This window comes from Streptomyces sp. NBC_01549 (genome assembly GCF_026339955.1).
In the GTDB taxonomy this organism is placed as follows: domain Bacteria; phylum Actinomycetota; class Actinomycetes; order Streptomycetales; family Streptomycetaceae; genus Streptomyces.
The window spans coordinates 840,692-855,410 of sequence record NZ_JAPEPW010000002.1 but is presented as its reverse complement, the minus strand read 5'-3'; the positions used below and the strand labels follow the sequence as shown (position 1 = coordinate 855,410).

Genomic DNA, 14,719 nt, shown 5'->3' with positions numbered 1-14,719 from the left:
GGACAGGTGAACTCGGCGCGGTGCCCCGGCAGGGGACCTCGGATCCCCGCTGGGGCCTGGACGCCACCGCGGCACTGCTGCTGGTCGAGGACGACGCCGGAGACGCACTGCTGGTGCGGGAGGTGCTGGCCGACACCGGACTGCCGATGGAGGTCACCTGGTGCAAGTCCCTCGCCGAGGCACGGGTGTTCCTCGATGCCGCGCGCTACGCCGTGTGCGTTCTGCTGGACCTGCATCTGCCCGACACCCGCGGACTGAGCGCGGTCCGGCTGGTGCGTGACGCCGCGCCCGACGCGGCTGTCGTGGTGCTCACCGGAGTCGCCGAGAACGAGGCCGGGCTCGCCGCGGTGGCTGAAGGAGCACAGGACTTCCTCGCCAAGGACGGCCTGGACGCCGAGGCGCTGAGCCGCGCGGTCCGGTACGCCCTGCAGCGCAAGCAGGTGGAGCGGTCGAGCGCCGAACTCCAGGCGAGCCGGCTGCTGGCCCGGGAGAACGCGCGCCTGGAGCGTGGACTGCTGCCCACGCCCCTGCTGCGGGACGCCGGTTGCCAGGTGGCCTCGCGCTACAGCCCGGGCCGGGACCACGCCCTGCTCGGCGGCGACTTCTTCGACGTCGTCGAGAGCGAGGACGGCACCGTGCACGCGGTGATCGGGGACGTCTCCGGCCATGGCGCGGCGGAGGCCGCGCTCGGCGTCTGCCTGCGGGTGGCGTGGCGCGCCGCCGTGCTCTCCGGTTGCGTGGGCACGCGGCAACTCGAGCTTCTGGAGGAGATCATCGGGGCCGAGCGCGCCGCGGACTACATCTTCGCCACCCTCACCGTCCTGCGGATCGCCAAGGACCGCAGCCGCATGAGCGTGATCCGCGCCGGACACCCGGGACTGCTCATCGGTACCCCGCGCGGTATCGAGCTGTTCGAGCCGGCCCCGGGCCCCGCGCTCGGACTGCTCCCGGGCCGGGCCCACTGGCCGGAGACCGAGCTGCCCGCGCACGACATCAGCGCCGTGACGCTGTTCACCGACGGGCTCTTCGAGGGCGTCGTGGCCCCGGACCGGCGGCTGGGAGAGGAAGGACTGCTCGCGGTGGCGAGGAAACACCAGGCCCTGCGCGGGCGGCCGTTCGTCGACGCGGTCGTCGAGGACGTCGCGGCGCTCACCGCCTCCCACGGCGGACTCGCCGACGACGTGGCCGTCCTGCACCTGGCGACGGACGGCATGTCATGACTCGCACGCCGAACGCCCCGGGGCCGGACGCCACGGCGAACACCCCCGAGGACGGCAAGCCCAAGCGCGTCGCCCGGCTCACCGCGCAGGGCTGGATCCACGTGGTGCTGGCCGCCAACGCGCTGCTGGTGATCGTCTTCGCCGTGTCCGGCGGGGTCCTCCAGGCCCGCGCCGACGACCGCACCGATCTGCTCACCGACCGCATCCAGCCGGCCCGTTCCACCGCCTACCAGCTGGAGACCTCGCTGGTGGACCAGGAGACGGGCGTACGCGGCTACGTGCTGAGCAAGGACTCCGGTTTCCTCGATCCGTACGCGTCGGGAGCACGGGACGAGAAGACCTTCGAGGCCCGCCTGGCTGCGGAACTGGCCGACCACCCCAGGATCGCCGCGGACCTGAAGACGGTCGGGCGCCTCAGTGACGTCTGGCGCCACGAGTACGCCGAGCCGCTGATCGAGGCGGCCCGCGCGCCCGGCGGCGACAAAGCCCCCTCTCTGGAGGCGAGCAAGGCCAGGTTCGACGACATCCGCGGTCAACTCGCCACCCTGGAGAAGGACATCGAGCAGCTGCGCGACCGGACCCGCGCCTCCGCCGAGGACAGCCGCCGGTCCCGCAACCTCCTCTTTGTCGGTATGCTCGCCGCCTTTCTGGCGAGCGGCCTCGCGCTGACCCTGCTGCTGCACCGGATCGTGGGGCGTCCCCTGCGGGCCCTGGAAGCGGCCTCGGTGGACGTCAGCGGCGGCGCGTTCGAGCGCAGGATCCGGCTCGACGGGCCGCGCGACCTGGAGAGGGTCGCCCGGGCCGTGGAGGAGATGCGCCGCCGCATCGTGGAGGAACTCTCCGCCTCCAAGGCCCGTGAAGTCCTCCTGGAACGGCAGGCCGAGGAACTCGACGCCCAGACCCTGGAACTGAAGCGCTCGAACGCGGAGCTGGAGCAGTTCGCCTACGTCGCCTCGCACGATCTGCAGGAACCCCTGCGCAAGGTCGCGTCCTTCTGCCAGCTCCTGGAGAAACGGTACGGCGACCAACTGGACGCCCGGGCGAAGCAGTACATCGACTTCGCCGTCGACGGCGCCAAGCGCATGCAGATCCTCATCAACGACCTGCTGACCTTCTCCCGCGTCGGCCGCGTCGGCGAGGAACCGGTCCCCGTCGCGCTCGACGACGTACTGGACCGGGCACTCGGCAACCTCAGCGTGGTCCTGGAGGAGACGGGCGCGCGTGTCGTACGGGAGGGGCCGCTGCCCACCGTGACCGGGGACGCCACCACTCTGACCATGCTCTGGCAGAACTTGATCGGCAACGCCGTGAAGTTCCGCCACCCCGACCGGGCGCCCGAGATCGCCGTCCGCTGCGAGGCGGAGCCGGAGGACGGACAGTGGCGGCTGGTCGTGCAGGACAACGGCATAGGCATCGAACCCGAGTTCAGGGAGAAGGTCTTCGTCATCTTCCAGCGGCTGCACGGTCGCGACGAGTACGAGGGCACGGGGATCGGCCTTGCCGTGTGCCGCAAGATCGTCGAACATCACGGGGGCGCCATCACCCTGGACGGCACCACCGGTGCGGGCACGCGCGTGTCCTTCACCCTGCCCACGGCGCGAACGGAACCCGACCTCGGAGCCGAGGAGGCAACGCGCCCACCCGAAGGAGCACACACGTGAGCACCCCCGTCGAACCCATCCAGGTCCTGCTCGTCGAGGACGACCCCGGCGACGAGCTGATGACCCGCGAGGCGTTCGAGGACAATAAAATCCGTAACACCCTGCACGTCGTACGGGACGGCGAGGAGGCCCTCGACTTCCTCTACCGCACCAACCAGCACACCGGGGCTCCGCGCCCCGACCTGATCCTGCTCGACCTCAACCTGCCCAAGTACGACGGGCGCCAGGTACTGGAGCGGATCAAGTCCGACGAGGAACTGGCGCACATCCCCGTCGTCGTCCTCACCACCTCCTCCGCCGAGGAGGACATCCTGCGCAGCTACAAACTGCACGCGAACGCCTATGTCACCAAGCCCGTCGATCTCGACCAGTTCATCGCGGCGGTCCGCCAGATCGACGACTTCTTCGTGACCGTGGTGAAGCTGCCCAAGACCACCTGACCCCTGTCCCGGCCGGACGTCCATGAATGCGCGAAGTCGGGGAACAGGGACAGGGGCGGCACAACCTTGCCGACCAGGAGCTCTGTTGTCGAGACGCGAGGGTGGGCCTCTGATGAGAAGGCGCGGGACGGGGCGACGAACAAGCGGCGGCACGCCGTGGCGGCCGGGCGGGGCGGCCACGGGACCGGCCGGGCCCTCCGGATGGCGACGGACCGTGGCGGGCGGACTCCTGTGGGCCGGCGCGGCCGCGGCCCTCGGCGCGTCCGGGAACCGGACCGCGCGCCGGGCGGCGCTGCGCGGCATCGGCACCGTCGGTATCGCCTCGGCCGTGACCCGCGTGCTGGCACGCCCGGCGGCACGCAAGGCGCAGCCGCTCGACGCGGCCGGCCGTGTCGCGTCGGCCGCCGCGTTCGCCGCGGGAGTCCTGCTCGAAGCGCCCCGGTACGGCCTGTTCGCGGTTCCCGGCGCCGCGGCCCTGACCGTGGCCCGCACGCGCTCGGGGGCCCGCCGGCCGGGTGACGTGGCCGTGGGCGTCGCGATCGGCGTCGGCGCCGCCGCGCTGACCGCCCGCTGGTGGCCGGTCAAACCGGAGGCGGCGGCCGCGGCGGCACCCCCGCGGCGGCCCGCTCCCGCCCTGCCCGGGGGCGCCGGACTGCACATCGTGGTCAACCCGTCCTCGGGTCTCTCGTGGAGCGCCGACACCCCCGACGCGAGCGCCTATCTGCGTGCCGCGCTGCCCAAGGCCGAGATCACGGTGCCACAGGAGGGCCAGGACCTGGTGGAACTCCTGGAACAGGCCGCCCGGCGGGCCAAGGTCGAGGGCGGCGCCCTCGGCGCCTGCGGCGGCGACGGCACGATCAACGCCGCGACGGAGTTCGCCGCCCGACTCGGTCTGCCGCTCGCGGTCTTCCCGGGCGGCACCTTCAACCACTTCGCCGCGGACCTCGGCAACCAGACCCTCGAGGACGTCGCACGAGCCGTGCAGGCGGGCGACGCGGTCGTCGCAGACCTCGGGCGGGCCCGGGCCCCCGGCGGAGCGGAGCAGGTGTTCCTCAACACCTTCAGCCTCGGCGTCTACTCGGACCTGGTCGGGGCCCGGGAAAAACTGGAACAACGGATCGGGAAATGGCCCGCGCTGGTGGTCGGACTGGTCAGGGTCCTCGCCAAGGGCAGCCCCGTGCACATCTCGGTCAACGGCCGCCCCAAGCACCTGTGGCTCCTCTTCGCGGGCAACGGCATCTACCACCCCGCCGGGTTCGCGCCCACCTACCGCACCCAACTCGACGACGGACTGCTCGACGTCCGTGCCGTCGACGCCGGCACTCCACTGGCCAGGACCCGGCTGCTGCTCGCCGTCCTGACCGGCACCCTGCACAACAGCCGGGTCCTCACCACGGCGCAGGTGCGTGGCCTGCGGCTCGAAGTGCTGTGCGGGGACCCGCGGTTCTCGTACGACGGTGAAGTGACCCGGGTCGCGGCACCGAGGCTCGTGCTCGACAAGCTGACGCGGGCCGTGACGCTGTACCGGCCCGCGGAGAAGGACCAGTGGCTGCGCTGAAGGGTTCGTCGGGCGCTCGCTGAAAGGCTGGTGGGGCCGCCCCGTACACCGGGGTGCTGTTGGCGAATCCGCCGCCGGGGACACCCTGCTTGCGGCGGAAAACCGGTGGCGGATCCCGAGCGGGGCGTCGATGCTCGGAGGCATGACCGACACCACGCTTCCCCAGTCCGGTGACAGCCCGTCCGAGCGGACTTTCGGGTGGTGGGACATGTTCGTGCACCCGGACGACGATCCGCGCTCCGACGGGGGGTTCGTGGGGGAGAGGGACACGCTTGTCGGGTATCTGCGCGACCAGCGGCTGACGTTGGAGATGAAGTGCGCGGGTCTGGATGCCGAGGCGATGGCCCGGCGTTCCGTCGAGCCGTCGAACATGTCGCTGCTCGGGCTGGTGCGCCACCTGGCGGGGGTCGAACAGGCCTGGTTCCGCCAGGTGCTTGACGGACAGGAGGTGTCCCGGCACTACCGCTGCGACGGCGACCCGAACGGCGACTTCAACGGTGCGGTGCCCGACCCGGAGGTGGTGGCGGACGCCTGGGACACCTGGCGCTCCGAGGTGGCCTTCGCCGAGCGGTTCGTGGACGAGGCCCGCGACCTCGACATCACCGGCACCCACGACGACGAGCCCATCGCGCTGCGAGAGGTGCTGGTCCACATGATCGAGGAGTACGCCCGGCACAACGGCCACGCGGACTTCCTGCGGGAGCGGATCGACGGGCGGGTCGGGCAGTAACGGGCGGCCGGGGCAGTGGGGCACCGGCCGACGTGGTGCGGACCCGCCTTCGTCGGCACGGCTCGATTCCCCCCAGAGCGGAATGCCGAGCCGATCCCTTCCCTCGCAGCTCAGCGCTTCTAGGCTGAAGGGGTGAGCAACCAAGCGCCGAACGCAGCCCGCGTCATTCCCCTCCGCCCGGCGACCGCACCGGCGACCCGTCCCGCCGCCCCCGCGGCCGACGCGCCCCCGCGGCCCCGCCCGGCCCTCGCGCCCCGGCAGGTGCCACCGGAGCCCGGGAGCAGGGAGCCGCTGTGGCGCGACCTGATGGGTGACGTCCTGCGGCGCGAGCGGCTCGCGCAGGAACGGACACTCAAGGACGTGGCCGACGCGGCACGGATCTCGATGCCGTATCTCTCGGAGCTTGAGCGCGGCCGCAAGGAGGCCTCGTCCGAAGTCCTCGCGGCCGCCGCGCGCGCCCTGGGCCTCGGGCTCATCGATCTGCTCTCACTGGCCCAGGACGAACTGACCCGCCTCGCCCAGATGCGGCCCGCCCACCGCCGCACCCCGTCGGCCTCGCACCACGACGGCATGTGCCTCGCCGCCTGACCGCGACGACCTGCTCGCGGTGGTCCGGTCTCAGACCGTCGCGAGCCGCCGGCTCAGGACCTCGTCCGCGAGCCCGTACGCCACGGCCTCCTGCGCCGTGAACACCTTGTCGCGGTCCATGTCCGCGCGCAGGGTCGCCGCGTCGTGGTGCGTGTGCCGGGAGAGGACGTCCTCGACCTGGGCGCGGATACGGAGCATCTCCTTGGCCTGGAGGGCCAGGTCGGAGACCGTCCCTTGTCGGCCGCCGCTCGCGGGCTGGCCGAGCAGTACACGCGCGTGCTCCAGCACGAACCGGCGCCCGGGATCACCGCCGGCCAGCAGCACCGCCGCCGTGGAGGCCGCCTGGCCGACGCAGAACGTCGAGATCGGTGCCTGCACGAAGGTCATCGTGTCGTAGATCGCCATGAGTGAAGTGAACGACCCACCGGGCGAGTTGATGTAGATCGCGATCTCGCTCTCCGGGTTCGACGACTCCAGATGGAGGAGTTGCGCGATGACGACGTTGGCGACCCCGTCGTCGATCTCGGTGCCGAGAAAGATGATCCGCTCGGACAGCAGCCGGCTGAAGACGTCGTACGACCGCTCGCCCTGCGGGGTCCGCTCGACGACGTTCGGAATCGTGTACGTACCCATGTCAGAGCCCCATCCGTCGCCGTGACGCGGCCGGGCGGACGTCGTCGAGCGACTCCACGACCCGGTCCACCATGCCGTACTCCTTGGCCTGTTCGGCCGTGAACCAGCGGTCGCGGTCACCGTCCCGGGAGATCGTCTCCTCGCTCTGGCCGGTGTGCTCCGCGGTGATCCGCTCGATGGCCTTCTTCGTGAACTCCAGGTTCTGCGCCTGGATCTCGATATCGGCGGTGGTGCCGCCGATGCCCGCGGACGGCTGGTGCATCATGATCCGCGCGTTGGGCAGCGCGTAACGCTTGCCGTGCGCGCCGACGCTGAGCAGGAACTGCCCCATGCTCGCGGCGAATCCCATGGCGAGCGTCGAGACGTCGTTCGGGATCAGCCGCATCGTGTCGTAGATCGCGAGGCCAGCCGTCACCGATCCGCCGGGACTGTTGATGTACAGGCTGATGTCGGTGCGCGGGTCCTCCGCCGACAGTACGAGCAATTGGGCGCAGACCCGGTTCGCGGACACCTCGTCGACCTGGGTGCCGAGGAGGACGATCCGCTGTGCGAGCAGTTGTGCGGCCAGATGGTCGTCGAAGCGGGTCGCGGGCGTGTCACCCTCCTCGGCGCGCGGTGCGTGGGCCGGGTACCGGCCGGTGATGAGTGAAGTCATCGGTCCTCCTCGTCGTGGCGCGGCTGTCGTCGCCGCGATACCCACTCTCGGACCGAAGGCCCTCCCGGATCAGCTTTCTCGGCCCGCGGCAGATTCGCTACGGGCAGAGGGGATACAGGGTTGTGCTCACGCGTCGGCGCGCAGGTCCCGGAAGAAGGACCGCACATCCTCGACCAGCAGTTCAGGTTCCTCCGCCGCGGCGAAGTGTCCGCCCCGGTCGAATTCCGTCCACCGCACGATGTTGTTCGTACGGTCCGCGATGTGCCGCAGTGGGACGAGGGGTTCGTGCGGGAAGACGGCCAGCGCGGTCGGCGCGGTCGACGGCTCGGGTGGAGCGCCCCGGTAGTCCGCGTGCGCCCGTTCGTAGTAGATGCGGGCCGAGGACCCCGCCGTACCGGTCAGCCAGTACAGCATGACGTTGGTCAGCATCAGGTCCCGGTCGACGGCTTCCTCGGGGCGGTCCTTCGCATCCGTCCACGCCTGGAACTTCTCGGCGATCCAGGCGAGTTGTCCGACGGGCGAGTCCGTCAGCGCGTAGGCGAGGGTCTGCGGCCGGGTGCCCTGGAGCTCGGCGTACCCGCCCTCCTCACGGCGCCATTCCAGACCCCGCCGCCACGACAGCAGCGTGCGCTCGCGCTCTTCGGGGCTCAGCGCGGCCAGTTCCTCCGGAGTCGGCTCGGTGACCACGGACGACCCGGGGAGCAGGTTCAGATGGACACCGATGAGCCGTTCGGGGTACGCCCGTCCGAGCTCCCGGGAGATGGCCCCGCCCCAGTCCCCGCCCTGTGCGCCGAACCGCTCGTACCCGAGTCGCGTCATGAGCTCGGCGAAGGCGGCGGCCACCCGCTGGAACTCCCAGCCGGTGTCCCGGGTGGGCCCGGAGAGCCCGAACCCGGGAATGCTCGGCACGACGAGGTGGAACGCGTCGGCCGGGTCGCCACCATGTGCGCGCGGATCGGTCAACGGGCCTACGACGTCGGTGAATTCGACGATCGAGCCGGGCCAGCCGTGCGTGATGACCAGCGGGGTCGCGTCCGGCTCCGGGGAACGGATGTGCGCGAAGTGGATCCGTGCGCCGTCGATCTCCGTCTTGAACTGCGGCCATGCGTTCAGCCGCGCCTGCGCCGCCTGCCAGTCATAGTCGTGCCGCCAGTACCGCAGCAGTTCTCGCAGGTACTCCCGCGGGACGCCGTAGGCCCAGCCGACCCCCGGCAGTTCGTCGGGCCAGCGGGTGCGATCGAGCCGTTGGCGCAGGTCGTCGAGGTCGCTCTGTGGGAAGTCGATACGGAACGGCTCGACGCGGGCGGCGTCTGAGGCGGAGGAAGTCATGTACGCGCATGCTATAGCGCCGTCCGGAGGATGCGGGGAACGACGCGATCAGCCCGTACCACCACGCGGCGGAGGGATTCGGCGCGCGAGCGATGAGTTTCCGGACGACGATCGGTCGACAGAGGTGACGGAACTTTCCCACTGCAGGAGGTACGTATGCCCGCCGACGGATTCACCACGTGTCTGTGGTTCGACGGTCAGGCCGAGGAGGCCGCGCACTACTACGTCTCGTTCTTCAAGAACTCCCGGCTGGGCAGGATCGGCCGCTACATCGAATCCGGCCCCGGCACCGCCGGTTCCGTGCTGGCCGCCGAGTTCGTGGCCAACGGACAGAAGTTCGTCGCGCTGAACGGCGGCCCGCAGTTCACGTTCGACGAGGCCATCTCGTTCCAGATCCACTGCGACGACCAGGAGGAGGTGGACCACTACTGGAACAAGTTCATCGCGGACGGCGGCGAGGCGGGCGCCTGCGGCTGGGTCAAGGACAAGTACGGTCTGTCCTGGCAGGTCGTCCCGGGCAGGCTCATCGACCTGATCAGCGACCCGGACCCCGAGAAGGCGGCCCGGACGACCCGGGCGATGCTCCAGATGACCAAGTTGGACATCGGCGCCCTGGAGAAGGCCTACTCGGGCGAGTAGCGGACCAGCGGCACGACGGCCGGCCCGCACTCCTCGCCCCGGGCGGGGGACCAGGCGAGCCGGTCCGTTGTCCTCCGGAGAGCCGGTCCCCGGCGCTCGCCCACCACGTCCCCGGCGTTCCTCACCCTCCCCGTAACGAGTGGGTTTCCAAGGTCAATTTTCGCGACCCAATCGTTCCTCCGAACGAATAGCGAGCAGGACGGTCGGTCCATGTCCGACATCCACCACCCAGGACGGCGGCCGGTCCTCGCCACGGGAGCCACGAGCGCCGCGGCACTCTCCGTGTCGCCCGGTCACCCGGCCGCCCGCCTCCGAGGCCGAGACGCTCGATCCGGCCGGCGCCCTCTCCGCGTACGAATACCTCGGCGCCCTCTACGTGGAGCTTGGAGCCGGGTTCGCCCCGGTCGACCGGATCAGGTCCGACGAGCTCACCCTCCTTTCGCCCGTACCGAGGGGGAGTCGACCAGGGCGGCGGACCAGGCGATCGCGCCGGCGGCTCCCAGCCGGTCGAGGACCTCGGCGTGCGGCATCAGCGGCGCGACTGTCTCCCACAACCCGTCAGGGACCGGCTCCTGCTCCAGATCCACAGCCACAACGAACGATCAATGAATCTTGAAGGCTCGTCGCAACGTCCGTTCCGCCGTGGTGGGCGGAAACGGCGCTGAGCCGCTCCTCACACGCCCTGCCCGCCGCTCGTTCCGGCAAGTCGACATGCCGGGCCCTTTGCGGCCTGGAAGGTTTCCTCGACCGTCCGTCTGCGCCCGGCGATACGCACCAGCCTGGCCAGGGGCACCGGCCTGGCTGAGTGGCAGTGGTAGAAGGCGAGTTCACCGCTGCTGCGGTTGCGACGGTCGAGCGGTGGCGGTGGCCGGGCCGGTCGTCGGCGATGTCGGCCAGGGCCCAGTCGTAGACGCGGTGCCCCTTGGCGCCGGCTCCTGCGGAGAGCTTCTGCCAGGCTCGTTTCGGGAGCTTCTTGACCAGGGCATCGGCCCGCACCTGCTCCGTCAAGACGGTTTCTGCCGCCAATGGCATCGAGTACGCGTATCGCGAGGTCGGCGAGGGCGGGGTGCCGCTGGTTCTGTTCATGCACTTCCGGGGCAACCTCGACTAGTGGGATCCGGCGCTGATCGACGCCCTGGCCGAGGGCCGGCGCGTCATCGCCTTCGACAACACCGGCGTCGGCGGATTCAGCGGCAGCACGCCCGGCACGGTCGCGCAGATGGCTCTCGACGCCATCGCCTTCCTCGACGCCCTGGACCTGGCGCAGGCCGACATCCTCGGCTTCTCCCTCGGCTCCTTCGTGGCCCAGGAGATCGCGCTGATCCGGCCCGCGCTGGTACGGCGTCTCGTGCTCGCCTCGGCAGCACCCCAGGGCGCGCCCGGCATGCATGGATGGGCGAAGTGGGTCATCGACTCGGCGGGTGAACCGGAAGTCGTTCCGGCGAAGGTGCTCGACGTCTTCTACACCCAGTCGCCCGAGAGCCGGTCGGCCGGCGAGAAGGCCTTCGGACGGATGTTCTCCCGCGCCGAGTTCGACGCACCCACCACCTGGCAGACGCGCCAGGCCCAGTACGACGCGGTCTCCACCTTGGGGCATCCCCAACTTCTCGCTCCTGGAGCGGGTGACCGCGATCCAGGCCCCGGGTGTTCATCGCCAACGGTGACAGCGACCCGATGATCCTCCCCCGCTACTCCCACCTGCTGGCCGGCCTCATCCCCGACGCGGAGATCAAGATCTACCCGGACGCGGCGCACGGCTTCCTCTTCCAGCACCACGTAGAGTTCGCCGGCGACGTCAAGAGGTTCCTCGACCGCGCGTGAACAGCCCGCCGACAACCCCACCTCCAGCGGCGTGGGCGGCTCGGCGGCTGCCTCCGCCCGGAGTCCCCGGGGCCCTGGCCGATGCCTGTCGGCCCCGGGGAACCTCCTTGTCCGGGACCGGCGGCGCGCGGTGTCCGGGCGTCGGCTCGGTGTGCGCTCCTGCGGCCTGCCCGACATCTCCGCTTCATGCGCACCACGCCCGGCGACTACGTGCTGATCACCGGTCAGCGGGACGTTCCTGGCATGGCCATCACTTCTCCGGCTCGTCGCTCGCTCACCGCACCCGCGGTCGGCCTCGTCGCGTCACTCACCGTCTCCCTCGCCGTCCTCGCCCCCGTGACGCCGGCGTTCGCCGACGCCAACGCCGTACCGACGTACGAGGTGAAGATCAATCTCACGAGTGCGGCGCTCGACGCATCGCACACACCAACCTCGGCCGTGAAAGCGGCCTTCGGGATCACGGGCTCCGCCAAGGCACGCTCCTACGAGTACTACGACACCAACGCGCTGGACCTCAACGCCCAGGGCTGGGACGTCCGGCTCCGTCACAAGTCAGGCTCGGACTTCGAGGAGACCTACAAAAAGCGCTTCCCCGCGTTCGACGGCGACATCGACGCCGCCCTGGACGAGGCGAACGCGGAGGGTTTCGACAGCAGCGACACCAACTACGACGCTGAGGTGGACTGGGGTTATGCCAAGCAGACCTTGAGCTTCAGCAATGAAAAGAGCCACAGCGCCAGTGGCTACTCCGGCACCTCGATGCCGTCCAGCAGCACCGGCCGTACCTGGCTGGTCAACGAGATCCCCGGCAAGCTCGACGACTGGCTCTCCAGTAACTGGGGTTCGGACACCCTGAAGGTCTCCCGTGCCCACGGCCCGGTGACCTCGCAGGTCTGGTCGGGGGCGTGGGAGTCGTCCGACGACGCCAGCGTGGAGGTGCTGCCCGTGAAGGACTCCACCGGGACCGGCACCGAGTACGTCGTCGAGTTGTCGTTCAAGACCGACAACTATGCCGACGCCGCGCAACTCCACGCCGACGCTGTCGCCGTCGCCGACGGGCACGGCTGGCTGTACCACGGCGACATCCTCAAGACCCAGCTGATTCTCGACCGCTACTGAGCGATCCCGCCCGTGGCTCGCTTGCGAGTGGCCGGGCCGGGGTTCGACCACCTCCACCACTCGAACCCCGGCCCTTCGGCTCCCGCGCCGTGCCTGACACATACCGGTGCAACGCCAGGTCGTGCGGAGATTTGGGCTGCGCGATGTTGAGTCCGCCCAGCCCCCGGAGCCGGTGCGTCACGGGCTGGCTGCCGGGGCACCGGGGCCGGAGGGCTTCGAGGAACCCGAGCAGGCACCCGCGCTGAGCGCCGAGGAATCCCGCCGCCACTTCAACCGGCTGGTCGAAACGGAACTCCGAGGGCAGGCCGGGCCCCGCACAATGGTGCCCGGCATCGAACAGGAGGACCCTCGCATGTCCCGCAACCCCGAACGGAAATACCGCGTCGTCACCTCGTTCCAGCGGCGGATCGGCAATCCGCTCCTGAAGCGGCTGCCGATCCAGACCGTGCTGGAGACCACGGGACGCACATCGGGGCTGCCGCGTCGCACCCCCGTCGGCGGACGTCTCGTAGGGCGGGTGTTCTGGTTCGTCAGCGAGTACGGCGAGCGCTCGCAGTACGTGCGCAACATCCAGGCGGACCCGCGGGTCCGGGTCCGCGTCCGGGGCCGCTGGTACACCGGGACCGCCCATGTGATGCCCGAGGACGACGCCCGCGCGCGGCTGAAGAACCTGCCGCGGTTCAACAGCGCCGCGGTGCGGGCGATGGGCGCCGGTCTGACGACGGTGCGGGTCGACCTCACGGACTGACACGGCAGCTGTAGTTCGTGAGGCGTGAGGCATCGCCGCTGGCCAGCGTGGTGGGTGGGGTGCCTGCGGCAGGGGTACGGCCACCGGCATCGTGATCTTGTGTGACGAAGAATCAAGAAGCGGTGGCCGCGCAGGCCACGGTAGTACACGCCGGGTGGGACGGGTTGTTCGAGGGGTTGATGGGCCGGTTCGCGAGCTGCTTCCCGCGCCGGGAGACCCGGCTGACCTGCCGGAACATGGTCTCTGGGCTGCTGATGGTCAAGGAATCGGCGAACTGCTGGTCGTTGGCCGAGGCGATCGGCCACAGCGGTCCGCATGTCCTGCAGCACTTCTTGTCGAGGGCCCGCTTCGACACCGAGGCAGTCCGCCGGTCGGTCGCGGCCTGGACGGTGGAGCAACTCGGCGAGAGGGAGGTGATGTTGGTGGTGGACGAGACGGGCGATGAGAAGTCGTCCCTCGACGCGGTCGGCGCGGCCCGGCAGTACTCCGGGGCGCTGGGCGGGATCGGGCTGTGCCAGGTCGCGGTACACCTCTCCTACGTGAGTGCCGAGGGGCACGCGCTGGTCGACCGTCGGCTGTACCTGGGCGAGGCATGGGCGGCGGACGACGAGCGCCGTGAGCTGGTCGGGGTGCCCGACGAGAGGGTGTTCGCCACCAAGCCGCAACTGGCCGGCGACATGCTGGAGGACGCCCACGCCTCGGGGGTGCACACCGCGTGGGTGGCCGCCGACGAGGTCTACGGTGGACGGGAGTTGCGTGCGCGGATCCGTGCGCTGGGCTACGGCTACGCGATCGCGGTACCCACCAGCCACCGGGTCACCACCCCGGGCGCCGGGAAGAAGAAGGTCACCGCGCTGCTGGAGCGGGTGCCGAAGCGGGCCTGGATGCGGCTGAGGACCGGCCATGGCACCAAGGCCGAGCGGCTCTACGACTGGGCGATGATCGACGTGAACCCCGACGATGCGCCGCCCGGACAGGCCGCCGGGCACAGCCAGGTCCTGGTCCGACGCCACCGCCGCACCGGCACCCTTTCCTTCTACCGGACCTGGCACCCCGACCCGCAGCCGATATCGGTGCTGGTCAGCGCGGTCTGCCGCAGGTGGCGGGTCGAGGAGGACTTCCAGGGAGCCAAGGGCCTGGCCCACCTCGACACCGGCCAGGTCACCTGCTGGACGTCCTGGCACCGCTGGAGCCTCATGTCAATGATCGCCTACGCACTTCTGGCCGTCGGCGCCCTCCACGAGCGGCAACGCGCCCACCCCGCCAACTCCGACGACGAGTTGGCCATGGTGCCCGTCAGCCCGCGCGAACTCCTCGCGCTATTGCGGGTCTTCGCCCTGCCAAGGCCCCGCCAGGACACCGATCCGGCACACGCCCTGCGCTGGTCGAACTGGCGTCGCCGACACCAGCATCGCGCGACGGCCTGCCACCGCCGCTGGAACAACGTCACAGCAGTGGCCATCGCATGACAGGAACCTCACGAGTCACGAACTACAGCTGCCGTGACTCACCCCCGGCGCACGGTGAATCGTGCGCCCGACATCGAATTCCCATTTGCGTATTCCAGAAAAGTGTGGG

Annotated in this window: 17 protein-coding genes and 1 pseudogene; 13 read left to right on the top strand and 5 right to left on the bottom strand. The window is 70.4% G+C overall.

From position 1 onward, the window contains the following. Positions 1-20 precede the first annotated feature (20 nt). The 6 genes from OG819_RS38605 to OG819_RS38580 all read left to right on the top strand — a co-directional run bounded on the left by OG819_RS38605 (position 21) and on the right by OG819_RS38580 (position 6,197). Positions 21-1,220: a PP2C family protein-serine/threonine phosphatase gene (locus OG819_RS38605; RefSeq protein WP_266635044.1), complete on the top strand. Its 1,200-nt coding sequence runs from the start codon at positions 21-23 to the stop codon at positions 1,218-1,220. After that, on the top strand, positions 1,217-2,881 hold the full coding sequence (locus tag OG819_RS38600) for a sensor histidine kinase (RefSeq protein WP_266653750.1): 1,665 nt from the start codon (positions 1,217-1,219) through the stop codon (positions 2,879-2,881). The genes OG819_RS38605 and OG819_RS38600 overlap by 4 nt, the downstream gene beginning before the upstream one ends. Next, on the top strand, positions 2,878-3,321 hold the full coding sequence (locus OG819_RS38595) for a response regulator (protein ID WP_266632969.1): 444 nt from the start codon (positions 2,878-2,880) through the stop codon (positions 3,319-3,321). The genes OG819_RS38600 and OG819_RS38595 overlap by 4 nt, the downstream gene beginning before the upstream one ends. 214 nt (positions 3,322-3,535) lie before the next feature. Continuing rightward, positions 3,536-4,879 (top strand): diacylglycerol kinase family protein, encoded by a 1,344-nt coding sequence (locus OG819_RS38590; protein WP_266653748.1) that lies wholly within the window; start codon positions 3,536-3,538, stop codon positions 4,877-4,879. Positions 4,880-5,087: 208 nt separating this feature from the next. Next, positions 5,088-5,609: a DinB family protein gene (locus tag OG819_RS38585; RefSeq protein ID WP_266635046.1), complete on the top strand. Its 522-nt coding sequence runs from the start codon at positions 5,088-5,090 to the stop codon at positions 5,607-5,609. 132 nt (positions 5,610-5,741) lie between these two features. Then, positions 5,742-6,197: a helix-turn-helix transcriptional regulator gene (locus tag OG819_RS38580; RefSeq protein ID WP_266653746.1), complete on the top strand. Its 456-nt coding sequence runs from the start codon at positions 5,742-5,744 to the stop codon at positions 6,195-6,197. Between the two features lie 30 nt (positions 6,198-6,227). On the opposite strand, the gene OG819_RS38575 is transcribed toward OG819_RS38580, so the two are convergent. The 3 genes from OG819_RS38575 to OG819_RS38565 all read right to left on the bottom strand — a co-directional run bounded on the left by OG819_RS38575 (position 6,228) and on the right by OG819_RS38565 (position 8,814). Further along, positions 6,228-6,830 carry a ClpP family protease gene (locus OG819_RS38575; protein WP_266425082.1) on the bottom strand — a complete coding sequence of 201 codons (603 nt, stop codon included), beginning with the start codon at positions 6,828-6,830 and terminating at the stop codon, positions 6,228-6,230. A gap of 1 nt (position 6,831) precedes the next feature. After that, positions 6,832-7,485: an ATP-dependent Clp protease proteolytic subunit gene (locus OG819_RS38570; protein WP_266425078.1), complete on the bottom strand. Its 654-nt coding sequence runs from the start codon at positions 7,483-7,485 to the stop codon at positions 6,832-6,834. A gap of 126 nt (positions 7,486-7,611) precedes the next feature. Continuing rightward, entirely contained in the window at positions 7,612-8,814 is a 1,203-nt protein-coding gene (locus OG819_RS38565) for an epoxide hydrolase family protein (protein WP_266653744.1), read from the bottom strand. A 156-nt stretch (positions 8,815-8,970) separates the two neighbouring features. On the opposite strand from OG819_RS38565, the gene OG819_RS38560 reads away from it, so the two are divergent. Beyond that, entirely contained in the window at positions 8,971-9,453 is a 483-nt protein-coding gene (locus OG819_RS38560; protein ID WP_266653742.1) for a VOC family protein, read from the top strand. Positions 9,454-9,881: 428 nt separating this feature from the next. Here the strand turns inward: OG819_RS38560 and OG819_RS38555 are convergent, their stop codons facing one another. Together OG819_RS38555 and OG819_RS38550 are read right to left on the bottom strand one after the other, a co-directional pair. Further along, positions 9,882-10,040: a hypothetical protein gene (locus OG819_RS38555; protein ID WP_266632978.1), complete on the bottom strand. Its 159-nt coding sequence runs from the start codon at positions 10,038-10,040 to the stop codon at positions 9,882-9,884. 125 nt (positions 10,041-10,165) lie between these two features. Beyond that, a pseudogene (locus OG819_RS38550) lies at positions 10,166-10,452 on the bottom strand (IS701 family transposase); the annotation flags it as partial. On the opposite strand from OG819_RS38550, the gene OG819_RS38545 reads away from it, so the two are divergent. The 6 genes from OG819_RS38545 to OG819_RS38520 all read left to right on the top strand — a co-directional run bounded on the left by OG819_RS38545 (position 10,427) and on the right by OG819_RS38520 (position 14,610). Continuing rightward, entirely contained in the window at positions 10,427-10,564 is a 138-nt protein-coding gene (locus OG819_RS38545; protein ID WP_266635209.1) for a hypothetical protein, read from the top strand. The pseudogene OG819_RS38550 and the gene OG819_RS38545 overlap by 26 nt on opposite strands. Before the next feature lie 12 nt (positions 10,565-10,576). After that, positions 10,577-11,131 (top strand): alpha/beta hydrolase, encoded by a 555-nt coding sequence (locus tag OG819_RS38540; protein WP_323139439.1) that lies wholly within the window; start codon positions 10,577-10,579, stop codon positions 11,129-11,131. After that, positions 11,128-11,274, top strand: coding sequence for a hypothetical protein (locus tag OG819_RS38535; RefSeq protein ID WP_266653740.1), 147 nt, complete (start codon positions 11,128-11,130; stop codon positions 11,272-11,274). Before OG819_RS38540 ends, OG819_RS38535 begins: the two co-directional genes overlap by 4 nt. Positions 11,275-11,460: 186 nt before the next feature. Then, complete coding sequence (locus OG819_RS38530) at positions 11,461-12,393, top strand: hypothetical protein (protein ID WP_266653738.1); 933 nt, start codon at positions 11,461-11,463, stop codon at positions 12,391-12,393. Positions 12,394-12,745: 352 nt separating this feature from the next. After that, entirely contained in the window at positions 12,746-13,141 is a 396-nt protein-coding gene (locus OG819_RS38525; protein WP_266655477.1) for a nitroreductase/quinone reductase family protein, read from the top strand. Between the two features lie 101 nt (positions 13,142-13,242). Next, a complete protein-coding gene (locus OG819_RS38520; protein WP_266647750.1) occupies positions 13,243-14,610 on the top strand; it encodes an IS701 family transposase in 1,368 nt (455 codons plus the stop codon). Positions 14,611-14,719 lie beyond the last annotated feature (109 nt).

Excerpts from the sequence above, each read along its gene's own strand:
- OG819_RS38600 (WP_266653750.1), top strand. The coding sequence starts at position 1,217 with ATGACTCGCACGCCGAACGCCCCGGGGCCGGACGCCACGGCGAACACC.
- OG819_RS38585 (WP_266635046.1), top strand. The coding sequence starts at position 5,088 with ATGTTCGTGCACCCGGACGACGATCCGCGCTCCGACGGGGGGTTCGTG.
- OG819_RS38575 (WP_266425082.1), bottom strand. The coding sequence starts at position 6,830 with ATGGGTACGTACACGATTCCGAACGTCGTCGAGCGGACCCCGCAGGGC.
- OG819_RS38570 (WP_266425078.1), bottom strand. The coding sequence starts at position 7,485 with ATGACTTCACTCATCACCGGCCGGTACCCGGCCCACGCACCGCGCGCC.
- OG819_RS38565 (WP_266653744.1), bottom strand. The coding sequence starts at position 8,814 with ATGACTTCCTCCGCCTCAGACGCCGCCCGCGTCGAGCCGTTCCGTATC.
- OG819_RS38560 (WP_266653742.1), top strand. The coding sequence starts at position 8,971 with ATGCCCGCCGACGGATTCACCACGTGTCTGTGGTTCGACGGTCAGGCC.
- OG819_RS38535 (WP_266653740.1), top strand. The coding sequence starts at position 11,128 with ATGATCCTCCCCCGCTACTCCCACCTGCTGGCCGGCCTCATCCCCGAC.
- OG819_RS38530 (WP_266653738.1), top strand. The coding sequence starts at position 11,461 with ATGCGCACCACGCCCGGCGACTACGTGCTGATCACCGGTCAGCGGGAC.
- OG819_RS38525 (WP_266655477.1), top strand. The coding sequence starts at position 12,746 with ATGTCCCGCAACCCCGAACGGAAATACCGCGTCGTCACCTCGTTCCAG.